General features: G+C 43.3%; 14 protein-coding genes and 1 pseudogene. 3 read left to right on the forward strand and 12 right to left on the reverse strand.

Features of this window, described 5'->3' with window-relative positions:
* Positions 1 to 20: 20 nt before the first annotated feature.
* The 5 genes from B7990_RS11120 to B7990_RS11140 form a co-directional block, all read right to left on the reverse strand.
* Positions 21 to 659, reverse strand: a complete 639-nt coding sequence (locus tag B7990_RS11120; RefSeq protein ID WP_088641014.1) for a metal ABC transporter ATP-binding protein — start codon at positions 657 to 659, stop codon at positions 21 to 23.
* Position 660: 1 nt separating this feature from the next.
* Positions 661 to 1719 (reverse strand): metal ABC transporter substrate-binding protein, encoded by a 1059-nt coding sequence (locus B7990_RS11125; protein WP_088641015.1) that lies wholly within the window; start codon positions 1717 to 1719, stop codon positions 661 to 663.
* Between the two features lie 563 nt (positions 1720 to 2282).
* Positions 2283 to 2660 carry an Hsp20/alpha crystallin family protein gene (locus tag B7990_RS11130; protein WP_088641016.1) on the reverse strand — a complete coding sequence of 126 codons (378 nt, stop codon included), beginning with the start codon at positions 2658 to 2660 and terminating at the stop codon, positions 2283 to 2285.
* A 341-nt stretch (positions 2661 to 3001) separates the two neighbouring features.
* Positions 3002 to 3697 (reverse strand): M48 family metallopeptidase, encoded by a 696-nt coding sequence (locus B7990_RS11135; protein ID WP_088641017.1) that lies wholly within the window; start codon positions 3695 to 3697, stop codon positions 3002 to 3004.
* Positions 3697 to 6855 (reverse strand): type I restriction endonuclease subunit R, encoded by a 3159-nt coding sequence (locus tag B7990_RS11140; protein WP_217897546.1) that lies wholly within the window; start codon positions 6853 to 6855, stop codon positions 3697 to 3699. The genes B7990_RS11135 and B7990_RS11140 overlap by 1 nt, the downstream gene beginning before the upstream one ends.
* 120 nt (positions 6856 to 6975) lie before the next feature.
* Between B7990_RS11140 and B7990_RS11145 the strand changes: the two genes are divergently transcribed.
* From B7990_RS11145 to B7990_RS11155, 3 genes are read left to right on the forward strand one after another with little or no spacing between them, the layout of a single operon-like run.
* Positions 6976 to 7554 (forward strand): hypothetical protein, encoded by a 579-nt coding sequence (locus B7990_RS11145; protein WP_088641019.1) that lies wholly within the window; start codon positions 6976 to 6978, stop codon positions 7552 to 7554.
* Positions 7555 to 7587: 33 nt separating this feature from the next.
* Entirely contained in the window at positions 7588 to 8076 is a 489-nt protein-coding gene (locus B7990_RS11150) for a PIN domain-containing protein (RefSeq protein ID WP_088641020.1), read from the forward strand.
* 1 nt (position 8077) lies between these two features.
* Positions 8078 to 8278 (forward strand): hypothetical protein, encoded by a 201-nt coding sequence (locus B7990_RS11155; protein ID WP_088641021.1) that lies wholly within the window; start codon positions 8078 to 8080, stop codon positions 8276 to 8278.
* A 58-nt stretch (positions 8279 to 8336) separates the two neighbouring features.
* On the opposite strand, the pseudogene dinD reads toward B7990_RS11155, so the two are convergent.
* The 7 genes and pseudogenes from dinD to B7990_RS11190 form a co-directional block, all read right to left on the reverse strand.
* A pseudogene (dinD, locus tag B7990_RS15250) lies at positions 8337 to 9054 on the reverse strand (DNA damage-inducible protein D).
* A 164-nt stretch (positions 9055 to 9218) separates the two neighbouring features.
* Complete coding sequence (locus B7990_RS11165) at positions 9219 to 11303, reverse strand: DUF262 domain-containing protein (protein WP_088641022.1); 2085 nt, start codon at positions 11301 to 11303, stop codon at positions 9219 to 9221.
* Between the two features lie 38 nt (positions 11304 to 11341).
* Positions 11342 to 12439, reverse strand: a complete 1098-nt coding sequence (locus B7990_RS11170; protein WP_088641023.1) for a phospholipase D family protein — start codon at positions 12437 to 12439, stop codon at positions 11342 to 11344.
* A gap of 30 nt (positions 12440 to 12469) precedes the next feature.
* The gene (locus tag B7990_RS11175; protein WP_141099269.1) at positions 12470 to 13516 is read right to left on the reverse strand and encodes a sensor histidine kinase; all 1047 of its coding nucleotides are present in this window, start codon (positions 13514 to 13516) and stop codon (positions 12470 to 12472) included.
* An 11-nt stretch (positions 13517 to 13527) separates the two neighbouring features.
* A complete protein-coding gene (locus tag B7990_RS11180) occupies positions 13528 to 14235 on the reverse strand; it encodes a hypothetical protein (RefSeq protein ID WP_088641025.1) in 708 nt (235 codons plus the stop codon).
* 14 nt (positions 14236 to 14249) lie between these two features.
* Positions 14250 to 15644 carry a restriction endonuclease subunit S gene (locus B7990_RS11185; RefSeq protein WP_088641026.1) on the reverse strand — a complete coding sequence of 465 codons (1395 nt, stop codon included), beginning with the start codon at positions 15642 to 15644 and terminating at the stop codon, positions 14250 to 14252.
* 124 nt (positions 15645 to 15768) lie between these two features.
* Entirely contained in the window at positions 15769 to 18219 is a 2451-nt protein-coding gene (locus B7990_RS11190) for a class I SAM-dependent DNA methyltransferase (protein WP_088641027.1), read from the reverse strand.
* Between the last annotated feature and the right edge of the window lie 73 nt (positions 18220 to 18292).

Raw genomic sequence — 18292 nt, forward strand, 5'->3', positions numbered from 1 at the left:
GAAGTAAGCGGGCATCTCCGTTAATGCACTAATTCGTTAAAGTTCAAAATACGGGTGGCGTTGCTGTGGGCGGCTTCAATGTCGTGCGTGACCATCACGATCGTCATGTTCTTATTTTCGTGAAGGTCCTTGATAATGCTGTACATGTTCTGCGATGATTCGGGATCAAGTCCTGTAACGGGTTCGTCCAAAAGCAACAGGCGCTCGGCCGCGCACAAAGCCCTGGCCAGAAGCACACGCTGCTTTTGACCGCCAGAAAGCTCGCGGAAACTTTCTTTCCGCAGGTTCTCTGTCCGCGTGAGTTCTAAGCACTCGCTTGCGCGCTTGCGGAGGGCTTTCCCGTAAAATGGCAACAGCAGGCTTTTCCCTTGAAATGCCGATAGAACGATCTCTTCGACAGATGCCGGGAAATCTTTTTGCGCTATCGTGATTTGCGGCAAGTAGCCGATTTGGTTTCGCCTGAGATTGTCGCAAAGCTCAATCTTCCCGGATTTCGGGCGCAAAACACCGGCGAGGCCGCGCAAGAACGTCGTCTTTCCGCAGCCGTTTCTGCCTATGATGCAGAGGTATTCGCCGGAATGAATCCCGTAATCAAAACTGTGAAGAATGTCTTTGTTGTTGTATCCCAGTGTTAATTTGTTGCACTTGAGCAGAAACATGTCAGTTCAAAGCCTTTTTCAAGTTTTCTAAGTTAGCTCTCATAAGCGATATGTAATTGATACCGTCGTTTATTTGCTTTTCTGTGATAGACTGCATTGAATTGATGGTGAGAATTTGTGCGTCCTGGGATTTTTTACTTGCGGCGAGAACGGCCTTTGCGATTTTACCGTTGCTGTTTTCAATCGTGAAAATTACCGGAAGCGATTCTGCGTCCATTTTTCCTGCGAGGAATGCGATTGTTTCAAAGCTAGCCTCGCTTTCGGCGGAACAGCCAACAAACGCGGCATAATACTTAATGCCATAATCGTCCACCAGATAGCGAAAAGGAAATCGATCGCCGAAAAGAACGGTCTTGCGGGCGGCGCTTTCTACTGCGGTGCGGTATTCTGCGTCAAGCGACTGGATTTGAGCGATGTAGGCTTCGGCGTTTTGCTTGTAGGCGGATGCGTGAACGGCGTCAATTTTGGAAAGTTCTTCGGCGATTTTCTTCACGAGAATTTCGGCATTCTTCAGCGAGAGCCAGACATGTTCATCGTTTTCAACTTCTTCATCGTGATGGTGGTGCTCGTGAGCTTCGGCATGTTCGTCATGATGTTCATGCTCGTGTTCTTCAGCGTGTTCGTGGTGGTGTTCTTCTTCGGCTTGCATGCCTTCGACGATTTCCTCCGCTTTTACGCGGTCACCAAGAGCTTCCATCAAATTGATTTCGACGCGGCCCTTTTTGGGAGATGCGATGAGAGCGTCTTTGATCCATTCGTCAGATTCGCCGCCTACGTAAATGACCATGTCGGCACTTGCAATCTTTGCGACATCGTGAGCCGTGGGCTTGTAACTGTGCAAATCGATACCATTCTTGATGAGCAAGGTGAGGTTGACGGAATCAGTGCGCGTTCCGAGAATTTCTTTTGTCCACGCATATTCAGGATAAATGGTAGTGATGATGGAAATTTTGTGATCTTTGGCGATCTTGCTTTTTGGATTGTCGTTGCAGGCGACGAGAGAAAACAGTGCTGCGACAAAAATGGCGCACACCAAAGAATAAAATGAAATCTTTTTCATTTTTTACCCTTGTATGGATGTTGAAATTTTATTTGGAAAATTTTTTCAATAGAAAGGGAGGTGCCCGATTAAATCGGGCATGACAAGCCTCTACGAAAAATGCAGTTTTTTTATGTTGCTATATGTTTGAAATTAATTTAGCAGTAAAATTTTTTGCGAGACTAGTGTTATCGGGCGCAGAATGATGACTGCGAAACGAACCAGTCTAAAAAGAAAACAGCGGCAAATGATTTCAATCGGCGCTTCAACGAGTTCAAAGCAAAATTCCGAAATCAAGTCCAGACAGTGGTGGAGGTGATGGCAGACGTGGCAATGCTCGCCGTGGCAGTGATGCTCAACGTGACGCTCCGTGTAAAAGAGCGCTAAGGCGACCATCAGCCTGTCAAGTACGTGTAAATTCAATTTGAGAATCATTCGCAAATTCAAATATAGTACAAAAAGTAAATTTTGGCAATAAAAAATTCCCGACATCGCTGCCGGGAATTTTTTGTTCTAAGGAGGAGTTGTATGAAAAATTGCTTGGTTGATGTGCTTTTCAGCACGAGGCGCTAGCCCGATTGCCGTTAGGCAATGGCAATTTTGCGGGCTGCAGCCTGAGCTTTCTTGGTAAGGTCGAATTTCAGGATACCGTTTTCCAAGGAGACTTTAATGTTTTCGGTATCGATATCGTCTGCCAAGCGGAAGCTACGTTCGTAAGTGAACTTTTCGTCCTTGCGTGCGCGGGTAGCCTTGACCGTCAAGATATTCTTTTCGACCTGGATGTCCATGTCTTCTTTCTTGACACCCGGAAGCTCGACTTCGAGAGCAAAGCCGCCTTCGGTTTCGTAGTAGTCAGCCTTCGGCGTGTAAGTGCATCCGCCCTGTGCGTTTGCGGCGTTCAAGCTGTCAATGAAGTTCTGGATACCATAGAAAGCGTTCGGAAGGATCTGTGTGTTCATCATAATTTTAACCTCTTTTTGTTGCGGGCTCGGCGTTTACCGTTGGCCCTTTTGTTTTACACCCTACCTTAAGCTAAAGCCGTGCCAACTTTTTCATTTTTGAGGATTGCGCAGAAAAATTTTTTTTGTGGGAGGTCGGGAAATTCTGTGAAAATCGCGAAAAATGGCGAAATTTGATTAAAAATCGCGATTTTTGAGGGAATGCGCGGCGAAAAGTGTGCAGAAATGTGTGCTTGGATGGCTAAAAAATGCGATTGGAAGGTCGCAGGAGTGATTGGTATTTCAGAAAGCGACGGTCGGTGTTTCGCTAGTGAAACAATCGGTGCGTCAAAATGAAATGGGAATTATTTCATCGGCATCAAGACAAAGTCGTTGAGTTCCTTGCGGACGTCTTGCCAGAAGGGCATGTACTTGTCGAGCAAGGCGATGTAGTCTTTGTTGTGATGGCGGACTTTCAGGTGCAGGAGTTCGTGCAGTATCACGTAATCTAGGCAGCGGATGGGCGTATGTGCCAAATGCAGGTTGAACCAGAGTTTGCCTGCGGGGTTGCAACTGCCCCACTTGTTCTGCATGATTTTTGTTTGCCAGCCGTTGCACTTTAGGTGCGTTTTCTTTTCCCATGCGGGCAAGCGTTTTTCAATTTCGGCGATAAGCATTTCGCGGAGTTTTTCGTTCACGTAGTTTTCGCGCTGTTGTGCGGTACTTGCTTCGCGAACAGTCAGAATCACATTTTGTCCGTCGATTACAAATCCATTTGCACGGTCATGTTCTACACGCAAATAATACTGACGTCCGAAAATAAAAATGGATTCGCCGGAAACATATTCACGTTCGCTCAAGCGAGCCTGATTTGCAAATTTCTCTTGTTGGCGTTTAATCCATGCGACTTTGGTGCGCACGAAAATCTTGATGGATTCGTCAGAAAGGTTCAGCGGTGCAGAAATTCGCACAGCGCCATCGGGCGGCATCACCGAGAGGTGAATGTTCTTGATATCCTTTTTTGTAACGGCAACTGTAATGCCCGACACTTGCATCCGCATTAGAACTCACTCTGCTTGCTGATGAGTTCATAAACGCGGTCAACTTCGGCATCATCTTGCAGAACATCGAATAAGGCTCGCTTAATCTTGTTGATTTTCACCGGGCTGTTGCGGAAATCAGCCTGCATGCTACTCATAACGGCATCGTAAATTCTATTCGTCATGTCCTCATCATTTCCGCAGTTGTCGTAAATCGCGCGCTTTGCGGCACTTCCCTTGACAGAGGCCGGATAATCTTCGCTTGCCGCCGAAGAATTCACCTTCTTGGCAAGTTCAATATAGCGTTCCAGCAACTTCTTGTATTCAATCAGGCCGTTTTTGCGTTCTTCAATTAACTGGTCAAGAATTTCTGACATTTTGTTGTAGTACGCAGGGTTGACATTTATCTGGTCAACGATTTTGCGGCGGATGTTGTTTTCGATTTTTTCGGCAGCGCTTTCGCGAACCTTCTTCTTGCCAGCAGTCAAATCAAACTTGCAAAGTTCAATGATATCCAGCAAGGTCGTGTCGTCAAATTCAATAATCTTTGTCGAATCGCCAGCGGCAATGTAATTGTCAATAAGGTGGCGCATGTCGGGTTCGCAAGCCTTTAAATCAACAAAGTCGCCACTTGCCTGCATAATCACCTGACGCAAATTCACGTAATCATTGGTGCGCTTTTCTTTTTCGTTCCATTCGGTATCGGTATAGGGCAACGACAAAATCTGTGATTTCAACTCGGCAAACGCGCGCGCCAAGCTGCTCGCCAACGAGTAGAAACGTTCACGCAGGCGGGCAAGTGCCTCAAATTCTTCCGGATTGTTCAACCAACTGATATTTTCGCCACAGAAAAAGTGAATGTAGTCCGACTGTTCCTTAGGCGGTTTCACATCTTCACAAAGCGTCTCGATTTCTTCAAGAGTCTTATTGAAATATTTCTCGGCTTCAGTCGCACGGTCCTTAATCAAACCATCGACATCGCTGTCGTCGTAACCTTCGAATGCACCCGATGTGTATTTGTTCATACTGTCGGCCACATCGTCGAAAAGTTCCTTATAGTCGATAATGATACCGAAAGGCTTCGTCTCGTCATCCAAACGGTTCACGCGGCAAATCGCCTGGAATAAGCCGTGGTCCTGCATCTTTTTGTCGATATACAGATATGTGCAATGAGGAGCATCAAAACCAGTCAACAGCTTATCGACTACAATGAGCAACTTCATGTTAGCCGGTTCTTCAACGAATTTGCGTTTGGCTTCCTTCTCAAAAGCTTCCACCTTCTTGTCGATGCGGGAAGTATCGTCGCCTTCTTCGACTCCGACCATCTTCAGGTAAATCTGGTATTTCCTGAAAGTTTCCGTATCCTCATCGAGGCTCACCGTATCGGTACGCAGGTCGCCCGGATTCGGCGTATAAGAAGAAATGATAGCGCATTTCTTAAAACCCAATGCCTGAAAAATTTCGTAGAAGCGGCAAGCTGTAAAAATGGAATCCGCGACAAGAATGGCATTCCCGCGACCTTCCGCCAAACGGGCATCCTTCGCAAAATCAAGGATGATGTCGTTTGCTATCGCTTTCAGGCGGTCGTAAGACGAATAAACCGTGCGCATATTCGCCCAGCGGGCTTTCAATTTCGCTTTAGCGACAGGCGTCATGCCACGCGTTTTCAAATCGAACCATTCATCAATCCTTTCGCGAGAGCGGAGATCTTGCGGGACATCGCGGCCCTCGTAACGCAAGTCAAGAATCACGTGGTCGCGCACACCTTCGTCGAATTTATACGTGTGGATGTAACTTCCGAAAACTTCCAGACTCGTCTTCTTGTCTTTCTTCAAAAGCGGAGTGCCGGTAAAGCCCACAAAAATCGCCTTAGGCATCAAAGCCGTCATCGCCTTGTGCAACTTGCCCGATTGTGTGCGGTGGCACTCATCCACGAATACAACGAAATCGCCTTTCACGCTAAAGTTAGGCGGGAGCGAATCTTTGATTTCTTTCAAGAACTTCTCGTAATCGCCGTCAGTAACTTCACCGCCACGGCGTCCGAACTTGTGGACCAGCGAACAAATGATAGAACCTTCGGTAGAATTCAAGCGGTTCAGCAAATCACGACCGCTCTTGGTGCGAATAATCTTTTCTTCTACACCCTTGAACAACTGCTCTATTTGGTCGTCAAGTTCATCGCGGTCAGTGACAATCAAAATTCTGCGACTCGGATTGTTCAGCAACAGGCGCTTGGCAAGCCAGACCATCGTGAGCGATTTGCCCGAACCCTGCGTGTGCCATACAATACCGCCCTTCTTTTGCGTGGTAATCCTGTTGTACGTGCGGTGAATTGCGTAATACTGATTGTAGCGGCAGACCTTCTTTACACCATTATCAAAAATGATAAAGTTATGAATCAGGTCAAGGAAACGGACCTTGTTGAACAGCGAATAAAGACTCTCGAAGAGAACGCCGTCAAACGACGAACTCTTATCATCGATAATCAAATCGTTGTCGTCAAGTTCTTGCAAGCGTTCGCGGAACGCCTCTTGCTTCCAGGTCAAATACTTCTTCTCTGGCGTGGCGATTGTCCCGTAGCGGACACCTTCGCTTTCGTTTGCCGCCAGGCAATACTGAATCGTAGTAAAGAACGACTCGATGAATTCCTGCTTCTGGTTCGTCAGGTTCTGGCGAATACCATCGGCAACAGAAACGGAACTCTTCTTGAGTTCAATCACCGCGACCGCAATGCCGTTTATATAAACGACAAGGTCCGGGCGCTTGGAACCGAAAGAACTGCTAACGGTCACCTCTTCAGCAATGGCAAAATGGTTGTTGGCCGGATTTTTAAAATCAATGTAATAGACGCTGATATTTTCGCCATCCGCATCAGAAACAGGGTGCGAATACTTCAGCAAACTGTAAACCGTCTTGTTCGCAGAATATAAACCTTGCTGTAAGTCGCCCGCCGCATGTTGCAAATCGGCAATGGCCTTGCGTGCGACCGTTTCCGAATAATGCTGCTTGCGCACCAAGAATGCAAGCAGATCGTCATAGCGAATGTTCTTGTTCGCCACTTCGCACAAATTGCCTAGGTAATCGTAATGCAATTCGTCCTTGAAGAACTTGATTACCTTCGCCTGCGTCTTGCGTTCGGGAATGTTGATATTCGGTTCGGCCATGTTTAAAAATTCCATTTTTACCAAAATATAAACCAAATTTCACTAAAAACGAATGTTATGGTCGAGAATCATCTATGAATGTTAAAATTCTACGGCATATTTGTAAAATTGCCGTAATTTTATTATATTAAGAACATGCCCAAATACGACGGAAAAGAAATTGGCAATACCGAAGGCTTCATGGTTCGCGAGAACATGAGCGCCTATCAGTATCACCAGACCTTGCAAAAAGTCCAATCCGGCGAATTGCTTCGCTTGCGCCCCGGAGTGTTTGCAGAACCCGCCACTCTGGCAGATACGATGCTTGACATAGATGTTCTTGTGCCCGGCGGCGTGCTGTGCATGTATTCTGCGTGGGAGCATTACGAACTCACTACGCAGATTCCCTCCGCATTTTGTATCGCTATTCCGCGCAAGCGCAAACTCGTATTGCCCGAATTCCCGCCGGTAACGCTTTATTACTGGTCAGATCATCTGCTAGAGTTCGGAACCACAGCGGCGGAAGTCCATGGCCACAAGGTACGCGTCACCGACTTGGAGCGCTCTGTCTGCGACGCCATCAAATACCGTAATAAAATCGGATTGGATGTATGCGCCGAAATCCTGAAAGCATACCTGCATCGCACCGACAGGAACATCGCGAAACTCATAGAATATGCAAAAAAACTTAGAGTCGCCGCAACCCTGAAAACATATTTGGAAATTGGGATTTAAACACTTTCACCTTATTTATTGTATATTAAAAATATGGATTTGAACTTTCGAAAACTCAAGGTGTACCTAGATACTTCTGTTATCAGCTATCTTGAACAGGACGATGCTCCTGAAAAAATGGCTGATACACGAGCTGTATGGGAAACCCTCAAAAGAGGGGATTACGATATTTTCGTGTCCCAGGTCGTTTTGAAAGAACTTAACGATTGCAAGGATCCTTGCAAGAGGGATTTATTCTTCAAGCATCTTCGCGAAATTAATTTTAATGTTGTCGAAATAACGGAAGATACAATCGCTCTTGCCGAAAAATTCATCGATTTCGGAATTCTCAAGCAAAAAAGTTTAGACGATTGCCAGCACATCGCGGCAGCAATCCTTAACGACTGTGACATCATTATTTCGTGGAATTTCAAGCATATTGTCAATGTCAAGACCATTCGCGGAATTAAAGTCATCACCACAATGCAGGGCCGAAAGGACCTGCTGATTTATCCACCCACTGCATTATTGGAGGATGCGTAATATGGATACTCCCGAAATGAGCAACCGCTTTGATGCAGAAGACATCCGCAAACTGCGCGAATACAATTCCTTGAAACATTCCAAGATGTCGCACAAGGAAATTTTGGAAGATATTCGGAAGGGTGCTGAATCCTTTATGTCGGAATTCACCAGCTGTGTTGCCGAGAAACAAGCTGTTTATGACGCTAGTAAAAAGAAGTAGCGCGTTTTTACCTACATAACCATTTTGCCGGCGTTGGCAAAATGGCCTCCTTTGTTTGTTATTTCTCAGCAATGGCTTTCTTGCGCTCCTGTTTCAACTTTTTGGCACTGATTTTGGGCGTGGGGGGGGGGGCAGGCTTTGTTCCGCCAAGTTCGGCAATCGTCTGGCGAACCTTCTTGCCTACGGCAAAATGCGCTTCGTTCGCCTTTTCCTTGCCCTTGATGTTTTCACGACGGAGTTTGTCGTCTGTTTGCGTGATACGGAACAGATTCGCCGCAAGTTCGGTGGCACCCATATGGTCCAAGATCTGTTCGTTTTTCTTGAGTCCCTTGCGTTTGTGAATATCCTTCATTCCCAACCCGTTGTAAAGTCCCTGGTAACCGCGATTCTGGAACACGGCGTAATCCACGGGCGTTTCAACACCGGCTGCCTTTGCAGAACTGGCAAGGAATTTGTTGCGAATAGTCACTTCGTCGCGAATGGCCAGACGCTTTTCGTCTTCCGAAAGCTGAGTCGCCGCATCCGAGATTTCTTTCTGCTCCGCTTCCGATTCTGACCATCTCGCTCACGTGGGCGAAATGGTTTCCCTCATCAAAGCCTGTTTTCCGACATGCTTCGATAGCCTTTTCTATCACAGGCAGAAACTTGCCATATTCGGTATATTCTAAGGCTTTTTGCAATTCCCTTGCATACCAGAATTCGGCACCATTTTCATCGATGTGTTTGATGTTCTCAAACGTCTTTTGAGAGTAAGTGGTTACTTCTTTTTTAGCCATAGGGCCTCCTGTGTTTATTGTTTCAACTAGGAACGCCCTCGCATTACGGCAAAGCCAAATAAAGCAAAAGCGCATCATTCCTTTCTACGGAATGACGCGCATGAGTGTAATGTATCTAATATCGCAAAAGTTGGCAAGAGGGGTAAGAAAATTTTACATCAGCCTTATTTTCCCCAAAGGATTTTCGCCTTTTCAAAAAGAATCTTTCCGCGTTTCAAAATTTGCTCGTCATCCCATTCAATATCAGCAAAGTCCTGAAAGTAAGTATTCAATTTTAAGTAACTTTGCTTGCAAATGGCTTGGCGCTTCCCTTCAATCCGCTTTCCTTTTTCATTTGTATAAGAATGGAATGGTCCGTTACTTACACTAGAATTTAATGCCTGCGTCAACAGAGTTAAGTTTCCAAAACTATTTAGCCTATTCCAGCGATCAGCTTTTTTCTTTTCAATATCGTCATCAGCAACAAGCAAAGGATAATCTGATTCTTTGTATGATTGCGGTAAAACATGCTCAATAGTGAGGTTTTCGTTTATGACTATCTTTTCCGCCTTTGATGTCGAATAAATTTTCTCTATCCTCAGCAAAATCGGAAGAACCTTCTTATTCTGCATATAGTTATAAGCGTCTTTATAAAGCCATGCTGTTTCAAAAGACGTATCATCAGGCCAAATGGTTGAATCACCATCCAATGATTCCAAGAACGATTTGACAATTGGCGCCAATTCCGTTTTTTCACCCAAAAGCATTTCATACGATACTTTTACCTTTTTTGCAATACCATCAATTAAAGGCTGCTTATCCTGTATGCTCTTTTCTATTTCCGATTTAATAGTTGACAAAAATCTAAGAGCCAGTTTGTTGTAGTTCTTTGTAGTCAGATTGCAAACAGCTCTTCTTACCAAAAATGATTCAATATAGTCAAGACACCTTTTTAAATCATCCGTTTCTTTGCCATCATTATATTCCATAAGGAATAAGTATATAGGCACAAACGTGCTGACATCCAACGCTTTCAGCATCTTAACAAAATTTGCAGTTCTAGAATCATCATCTTTTGGCGGAGCTACGTAAAAACGGTAATATTTACTAACCTTGACGAGGCGACCTAATTCATTTTCCACATCTCGGTGTTCCGATAACCACCAATCTTTAAAGACACTAAATACATTACCGACTTTAATTTCTTCAGTTTTAGAGGTAATGAGATAGTTGTAAATGAAAATATCGATTCGAGGGTGGTTTATACGACCTTGTCGTTCTTGCTCTCGCCAATACTTTGACGGAATAATGCCGTCTTTAATTTCATTTGAATCAAAAGTATTCCAATACTTACTATAGAGCTGATTTTGTTTCAAACCTTTCTTAGCGGCATATAAGAAAACAAAATTTCTAATCAAATCAGAAGCAAGCAGCGGTTCACCTCTGGCGTTCAGCGTTTCAAATATCACCTGAGGGTCATCGGTTTTTCCGAGCGTGAGTAACATAACTGTCACATAACTTTGAACCGTCGCAAATAGCGCCTCTAAACGATTTTCGGAATATTTATTTTCCGTATTTTCCAAAATTTGGATAGGAATCTCAGATCTTCTAATCTTACGAATCAACGCATCAGATTCTTTTTCTTCATCAAATTCTGATTCATTTTGAACAAAAGCCAATATTGAACCATAAAAATATAAATACGCTTCAATCATCAAAGGACGTACAAAAGACTTTTGTCGTGGTTTTCTTGGAGCAAGCATTTTCTTGGCCATTTCTTCAACCGAGAAAGAGCCATCTATTAATTTTATTTCATCAATGCCAGCCTGAGTCGGCCACACCTTGTAAATATCGTCATCAGATTCATTTTTATTCGTTAATAAATCAGATAATTTCTTTTGAATCTTTTCATTTTTGAACACTACAGCAATGTCATACATTGCCTTTAAAAAAATGTGCAAGGTGGTCATTCTTTGTTGGCCATCAATCACCTCAAAAGATTCCACCTTTAATGCAGATGTTCGAGGAATTGAAGAAATAACCACTGACCCCAAGAAATGTTGTGGCAAGGGCTTTAATTCGCTTTCTTCTGCTCCTTCAGCAATGAACGTCATTCTATTTTGGTAAGCAAGCGCCCTATCCAAAATATCAAACCAAAGGGGAGCCACCTGCTTTTCAAGTGTCCAAACATATCCTCGCTGAAAAATGGGAATTGCATATTGGCGAGGCATATTGAAAAGAGTTGTAATTGTTGCTAAATCTGGGTGCATAATAATTGCCTCTCTTTTTAGAATTTCATCCTTAAAAACTAAATGGCATCATTGTCTGATGCTTGACGAATCAGACCATCAAGAATTGCAAAGTTCTCTACATTTAATAATCGTAGCAATTCTTTTCCAAACTCGCAATATTCAACATATTTTTTCCCACTGGAGAGTTCATTTAAACATAGATAGTCTTTTGAGCAACCATTAAAGAGGATGTATTTTTCAGGATATAAGGTTGTCAAGATTTTGGTTATCACACCCCGTCCAATACCGCTTAATTCCTTTAAAGCTCTAGAAACTCTCTTCTCTATAGGCTGATTTTCATCTGTAAGCGCCATACAGAATGTCTGTAGCTTACCTTTACGACTTGCAGCATGCAAGGCTTCGCGAACACCATGTTGATCCAAATCGCCTAACGATCCATCTTGGCAAAAGAGGTCAATATTTTTCCCTTTAAACCCTTCAAAGTTATGCACAGCATCTAAATTTTGCTGTAAATTTTCAATGGCTTCTATCCTTTGGTCACGAATTTTTTCGTAAATGGTTTTGTTCCGCCGCAATACTCTTAGTTTTTCAATAATGTCTTCCTGATTAAAATTTTCAATATGTTTGCACACTTTCTTGATTTTACTCATGTCTGGAAGCGGAGTATGATGTTTTTGGGCTAGCTCATTCGTTCTACAAGCAATCATTTCTGCCGTTATTGGCGAACAGGAATTTTTCCATAGATCATTAAACCAATTGTTTATTTTTTTGCATTCAGCAATGTTTTTTGTTTGTAAAGTTAGTTCAGCATTGGAAGAAAAACCTCGTTCAGTATAATTTGCGGAACCAACATAGGCACTAGATTTTTTATCTTTCTTAAAAAGATAAACTTTGGGATGAAAGAAGCTTTCTTCGTGATAATAGCGGACTCTAAGATTCTCGTTATTGGCTTCTGCGTTCATTAAAAAACTTAAAGCTGCGTTTGGTGTTGGCATATCAATGCCTACAATCAAACGAACATAGACATCATGTTTTTTAGAAAGTTTGTCTATTTCTCTTGCTTTTCCTTCACTAATCAGGGCTACGGCAATGCACGCCCTATCAGAAGACGAAAATTCATCTTTGAAAACGTCTTCTAAACTTTCAAAAAACATATTATACTCCAACTTTTCCGATATGAGGATTTATTTAAAGAGAAGTGTTACTTTAAAATATCCATACTGAATGCCATCAATAGAACTGGGACTGACCGATTCTATTTTCATCTCTATGCCATATCGTTCACACAATAATTGAACAAGATACAAGCCTATTCCAGAGCCTTCTGCGATGCATGATGCATTTTTCCCTCTATACCCTTTTTTTGTAATTTCAGAAATCTCCTTACAATCACAAAAAGGACTGAAAGATTCGATTTCAACTTTTAGTGTTGAACCAAATTCATTAAATGTTATATTAACATCTCGATGACGATAAGAATACTTTACAGCATTATCTATCAGTAATAAAGGTATGTTCTCAAAATAGGTGTCTGTATAAATTTCTTTCAGTGAATTTCCATTTATAAAAACATGTTGCTTTGAAGACGAATAAATTTTCGCCATTTTATCAAATTTTTTATATACAACAATACTTGTCGCTTTCTTTCTATCAAAGTAACTTTCTTCAATATGTTTTAATGATAATTTTTGAGAAATAATAAAACTTGAAAAAAAGACTGTTTTTAATTTTTCTTTAATTTCTTTATACTGATCATCAGATATTTCGCCAGCTTCTTCTCGAAAGTTTTCTTGCAAAAGTAAGTCTATTAGTGATTTATTTGTTCCGTTCAAGCTTCTTATTTCATGTACAAATGTTTTGTAGTAATCTGTTAATTCTTTTTCTTTTTTTTCTATGGACAAAGCCTTTCTAGCGTTATCAACAAAAGCCAAACATTCGTCATTAGAAAGGACCGGATTACAAGAGGGAATGAGACTACTTAAAAGACTTCTTTCTCTCTTTTTATCATAATATTTTTCATTTCGAAGGCAAGTAAAAAAAGCGATAGATCCATTTTCTTGATGAAATAAAAACGCAGTCATTCCGCAAGGACATTTAAAAAAACCTTCAGTTCCTTCATTTCTTTTTGAATCGTAAAATGATTTACATTTTCCCTCTCTAAAACGATTTATGCAGCCCATATGAGCCTTGACAAAAGATCCATCCGTCAATTGATCATTTTCGTCAATCATTGGCACTAAAATCATGCTGCACCACCATTAAATTTAAGGATTAGTGCAAGAACATTGTTCGTTAATTTCAGTAGTTCAATCATTACAGCGGATCCATTTGATTGATTGTCTGTAAACCTCTGAATCATCTTGTTTATTGACCCTTTCGATATGGCGTTCACATATTCAGATTCATATTCTGCAACAAGTCTTATTGGAATATTTTCTTTTATCAGAGCATCTCTTGTCATAAGCCATTGTTTTTTCAAGTCATACTTATCCTTAATTGAATCATCTAACAAAGATGTCCAATCATCTACAGATGTTCCTTTTTCAACTTTTTTATCAGCAAAATCAATGAGGTTTGAATAAGACGGACTAAAATCTTCTGCAGTATACGCTATAACTTTTTTTGAAGGGTATTTCAATTTGATTTCTTGTATTAACTTTGCTCCTTCATATTTGCTATTGAGAAATTTACCTACTCCTCTAATGTCGCATAATATTATATCATATGCGGCAACATCGTTTACGCTATCTAAATCTTTCTTTTCTTCCATTTGATATCCATACTTTCTTAACGCCTCTATCAAAACAAAACCAGAGTCATCAATAACAAGAATGTTTGTATTCCGCCTCATTTCAGGAATTTTCTTTACATCTACAATTGTTTTTTGTGGTAACCCATCAATTGTATATGGAATATGGTATAAATTAATCTTTTTCAATAAATCACACATGTTTATCTCCTTTTTTATAAAAGTCTGATTTTTCCGGTGAGGAGTTGTTGCATCATGCCGGTTTTGAGTTTGCGGTATTTTGCGAGTTTGGTTTCGAGGGCCGAGATTTCGGTGTCCATGTCGCTGAGGACGTTTGCGATGGCAGTTTGTTCGGCGAGCGACGGCAATAAAATCAAAATCTTACGCAATTTACTAATACTTGTTCTTTGCCTTGTACTTCCTTGCGTATTATCTGAAATCTGCTTCAAGTATGCATCTGATTTAGAAGTATAAACAAAATACTTTGAATTCAGTTTTTCATTTGCTGTTATACGAATTACATCTGAGCCGAGAACATATTGTTTTTCTTTTTTAGGACAAATAATTGCACGCCCCGCAGGCATCATTTTTGCAACAAGTATTGACTCTTCTTTTGGTACGATACAACGAGCGATTGTTTTCGCATGTTCAAAAGTCGTATATTTCGTATTTTCATCTTCCCATCCATTTTCTCCAATGTTGGAAAGTTGAATAATTCTGGTCTGAGGATCGGATGTATAGTGTTCTTTTTTCAGATTACTGCCAAAAGGGCCATCTGCCATATCCTTCGCTAATTCACTAACAGGAACAAATTCCCAATCGCTCGGTATCATTCCGAGTTCGGTCATTTTGTAGCCACTGGATTCTTCGACTTCGCGCTTTGCGCTTCGCTCAGAATGACACTCCTTTCGTCTTTCGTCTGTAGGGTGTGAGCCCGTTCTTTCGTCTGAGCCGAATCCGGGGAGGCGTTTCTCGCCGGTGAGGAGTTGTTGCATTGCGCCTTGTTTGATGTTTTTCTTTTTGGCGATGAGTTTTTCAAGGTTCGCGATTAGGGAGTCAACGTCGGAGAGGGCGTTTGCAATGCGTTGTTGTTCTTCGATTTTCGATGGTAAAGGAATCGTATAATTTCTAATATCGGCAGGGCTAATATGAGGAATAGCCGAGTTTGTTTTTAACGAATCAATATATGCGATAAAATTGTTTGATGATATAAAATAAAAAAGATACGATATCGGTTGTTTTGAATTTTTCACTCTTAATCGAGCGACTCGCTGAACTAATAAATTACCACTTTCATTTTTATGTATGATTGCAGAATTTTTTCCAACTTTAGAGCCATCCATTCCTATGACTAAATCGTCTTCACGTAGTGCGTATTCTCTTAATGACTCTATATTCCCAGAATAGAAACGATCAATATCATCCGAGTGTCTAATTTGACCTTCCGTAATATTAACCCCTCTAAGTAATCTTACATTTCCATTTTCAAGGATTGTATTTCCAGGAAATGGGAAACCCGTTAGCACATTTGTAAGTTGACCAACAGACTTTACTTCCCAATCGCTCGGTATCATCCCGACTTCAGTCTGTTTGAATTTCGTTTCTTTCATAAATTAAGCCCTAGATCCTTCGACTCCGTTACACTCCGCTCAGGATGACACCAAGAAACACCGGTCACTTCGGCAAGCTCAGTGACCTTTTCTTTCGTCATTCTTCTTTCATCTCTTGTCTTGATCATACCTCAAATCCCATTTCTTTGAGGTGGTTCTTGACTTTGGTTTCGTAGTCGGCGACGGATGCTTCGAGGTCAGGGAGCGTGTTTTCGTAGCGGTCGGCGAGTTCGGTCACGCGGGTTGCAATCTTGTGGCTGGTGGTGTCGTAAAGGCTTTTGATTCCTTCAAAGATGTCAAAGCTCCACTTCTGTTTTACGAGCAGGTCCTTGATTTCTTTTTCGGTGAGTTCGGCATACTTGTTCTTGACGGATTCGTCCAGCGCCTTGTTCAGTTCCTTGACAACGCCTGCCTGATTTTTCGCGGTGGTGGCAAGTTCGGTGTATTTGGCAAGCACATCGAATTCTTCGCCGGTCGTTTTCTGCTTTTTCAGTTCCTTCAGCTTGGCGGCAATTTTCTTTGCGTCCAGGTCTTCGCTTTCTTCCTTCACGTAGTCGGCCAGCACGCTGCCTTCGCCGCTGTTTTCTTCCACGAATTCTTCGAGTCTGGATTCGCTTTCGGCGACAACTTGTCCGGCACGCTCGATTTCGGCTTGTTCCTTGGCAAAGTAAACGCGTTCGATGACGGTCTTGGGCAAAAGTTTGCCTTCCCAGCCGATTTCCTTGGGCTCGGCCTTTTTCTTGCCGTCGTCCTTTTTGGATTCTTTCTTGAAAATTTTCACGATTTCGGCACCGGCCATGTAGCCGTCGTACTTGAGCACGAAAACGTCGTCGCTCATGGTCTCTTGCCAGTAGGCGAGCAACACCTGGTAAACGTCGTAAAAGTCCACGAGTTCAATGTGGCGGAATTCGTCTATCAGCGATTCCGAAAGTTCTATGATAAACTTCTTCACATCTACCGTGCCGTCGATGTTCATCAACTTCTTGGAAGACTTCTTGAGCCATGCGTCAAAGGCATTGTCAATCTGTTCGGCGTAGGCCTTGAATTCTTCGTCGTTGAAGATTGCGCTGCGGATTTCGTCTTTTTCTACCTTGAGCTGGTAATAGCCCGCACGGAATTTCTTGAAGAGTTTGCTCTTGAGGCCCGGGAAAATATCCCAGTAGCGTTTTAAGGAATCCACGTCGCCCGCGGGGATGCCGCCGTTCAAATGGGCGTCAATGGACTGCTCGTCTTCGGCGTCGCCGCTGTCGATGTAACGCGGGATGTTCAGGTTGTAGCCGTTCTTGACCTTGATTTCTTCCATCGGGACAAAGCGCGCGTACTTGGGGTCGTCTTCGATGCGGTTCACGAAGGTCTGCACAATCTTGTGGATGTCGCGTTCGCGCAGGCGGTTCTTGGGGCCGTCTTTCACAAAGTCGTGGCTTGCGTCAATCATGAATATGCCGCCGCCCATCCCCTGGCGTTCGGCAGCGTCTTCCTTGTCCATCACGATGATGCAGGCGGGAATGCCCGTGCCGTAGAAAAGGTTCGCGGGGAGCCCGATAATGCCCTTGATGTAGCCGCGGTCGATGATGTTTTTGCGGAGGGTTTCTTCGGCGTTGCCACGGAAAAGCACGCCGTGGGGCAAAATCACTGCCGCCTTGCCGGTGGGCTTGAGCGACTTGAGAATGTGCAAAAGCCAAGCGTAATCGCCGTTCTTTTCGGGCGGGCGATCGTCATAGCCGTCGAAGCGGCCAAATTCCTGCAAGCCGTCGGTCCAGTTCTTGAGCGAGAACGGAGGATTCGCGACCACAAAGTCGAAACGTTTCAGTGCGCCGTTGTCCAGGTATTGCGGGTTCGAGAACGTGTTGCCCGACTTGATTTCGCCACTTGCCTTGTTGTGAAGAACCAGGTTCATTTTTGCAAGGCCCGCCGTCGTGGTTTCTTTTTCCTGACCGTAAATGGCGATGTCGAAGGGAGCCTCGTCGGCTGCGCGAATGAGGAGCGAGCCCGAACCGCATGCGGGGTCGTAAATGGTGGTGTTTCTGTTCTTGACTTTCCCAAGGCCGATGACTTTCGCCAAGATGCGGCTCACTTCTGCCGGGGTGTAGAACTGCCCCTTGCTCTTGCCGCTTTCGGTGGCGAAGTTGCGCATCAGGTATTCGTAGGCATCGCCCAGAATGTCGTCGCCGCCCGCCTTGTTGTTGCTGAAATTGAATTCCGGGCGTTCAAAGATAGATACAAGGCCGGTCAAGGTATCGACCATGTCCTTGCCGTTACCGAACTTGGAATTGTCGAAGAACTTTGCGTTGTCGATGACGCCTGTTAGGTTGTTCGCTTCGGCGAGTTTCGCGATGGCCTTGTCCATCTTTTCGCCAATGTCCTTGTTGTTCTTGAGCGCGACGAGGTCGTCAAAACTACCGCCTGCCGGGACGTTGATATCGGCGTATTTTTGCCCCTTGAATTTGTCGGTCACGTACTTCACAAAAAGGAGCGTCAGAATGTAGTCCTTGTACTGGCTTGCGTCCATGCCGCCGCGCAGTTTGTCACAAGATTCCCAGAGAGAAGAGTAGAGTTCGTTCTTCTTGATAGCCATATAATAAACAGAATGTCGTTAAAGGGGCGGATCAATCGTTTTTGCGAGATGATGCGTTAAGCGAAATATATAA

It is taken from the genome of Fibrobacter sp. UWB4 (assembly GCF_002210345.1).
Lineage (GTDB): Bacteria > Fibrobacterota > Fibrobacteria > Fibrobacterales > Fibrobacteraceae > Fibrobacter.

Bases quoted from the DNA above. Each gene is read 5' to 3' on its own strand.
- B7990_RS11120 (WP_088641014.1), bottom strand. From the start codon at position 659: ATGTTTCTGCTCAAGTGCAACAAATTAACACTGGGATACAACAACAAA.
- B7990_RS11125 (WP_088641015.1), bottom strand. From the start codon at position 1,719: ATGAAAAAGATTTCATTTTATTCTTTGGTGTGCGCCATTTTTGTCGCA.
- B7990_RS11130 (WP_088641016.1), bottom strand. From the start codon at position 2,660: ATGATGAACACACAGATCCTTCCGAACGCTTTCTATGGTATCCAGAAC.
- B7990_RS11135 (WP_088641017.1), bottom strand. From the start codon at position 3,697: ATGCGGATGCAAGTGTCGGGCATTACAGTTGCCGTTACAAAAAAGGAT.
- B7990_RS11140 (WP_217897546.1), bottom strand. From the start codon at position 6,855: ATGGAATTTTTAAACATGGCCGAACCGAATATCAACATTCCCGAACGC.
- B7990_RS11145 (WP_088641019.1), top strand. From the start codon at position 6,976: ATGCCCAAATACGACGGAAAAGAAATTGGCAATACCGAAGGCTTCATG.
- B7990_RS11150 (WP_088641020.1), top strand. From the start codon at position 7,588: ATGGATTTGAACTTTCGAAAACTCAAGGTGTACCTAGATACTTCTGTT.
- B7990_RS11155 (WP_088641021.1), top strand. From the start codon at position 8,078: ATGGATACTCCCGAAATGAGCAACCGCTTTGATGCAGAAGACATCCGC.
- B7990_RS11165 (WP_088641022.1), bottom strand. From the start codon at position 11,303: ATGCACCCAGATTTAGCAACAATTACAACTCTTTTCAATATGCCTCGC.
- B7990_RS11170 (WP_088641023.1), bottom strand. From the start codon at position 12,439: ATGTTTTTTGAAAGTTTAGAAGACGTTTTCAAAGATGAATTTTCGTCT.
- B7990_RS11175 (WP_141099269.1), bottom strand. From the start codon at position 13,516: ATGATTGACGAAAATGATCAATTGACGGATGGATCTTTTGTCAAGGCT.
- B7990_RS11180 (WP_088641025.1), bottom strand. From the start codon at position 14,235: ATGTGTGATTTATTGAAAAAGATTAATTTATACCATATTCCATATACA.
- B7990_RS11185 (WP_088641026.1), bottom strand. From the start codon at position 15,644: ATGAAAGAAACGAAATTCAAACAGACTGAAGTCGGGATGATACCGAGC.
- B7990_RS11190 (WP_088641027.1), bottom strand. From the start codon at position 18,219: ATGGCTATCAAGAAGAACGAACTCTACTCTTCTCTCTGGGAATCTTGT.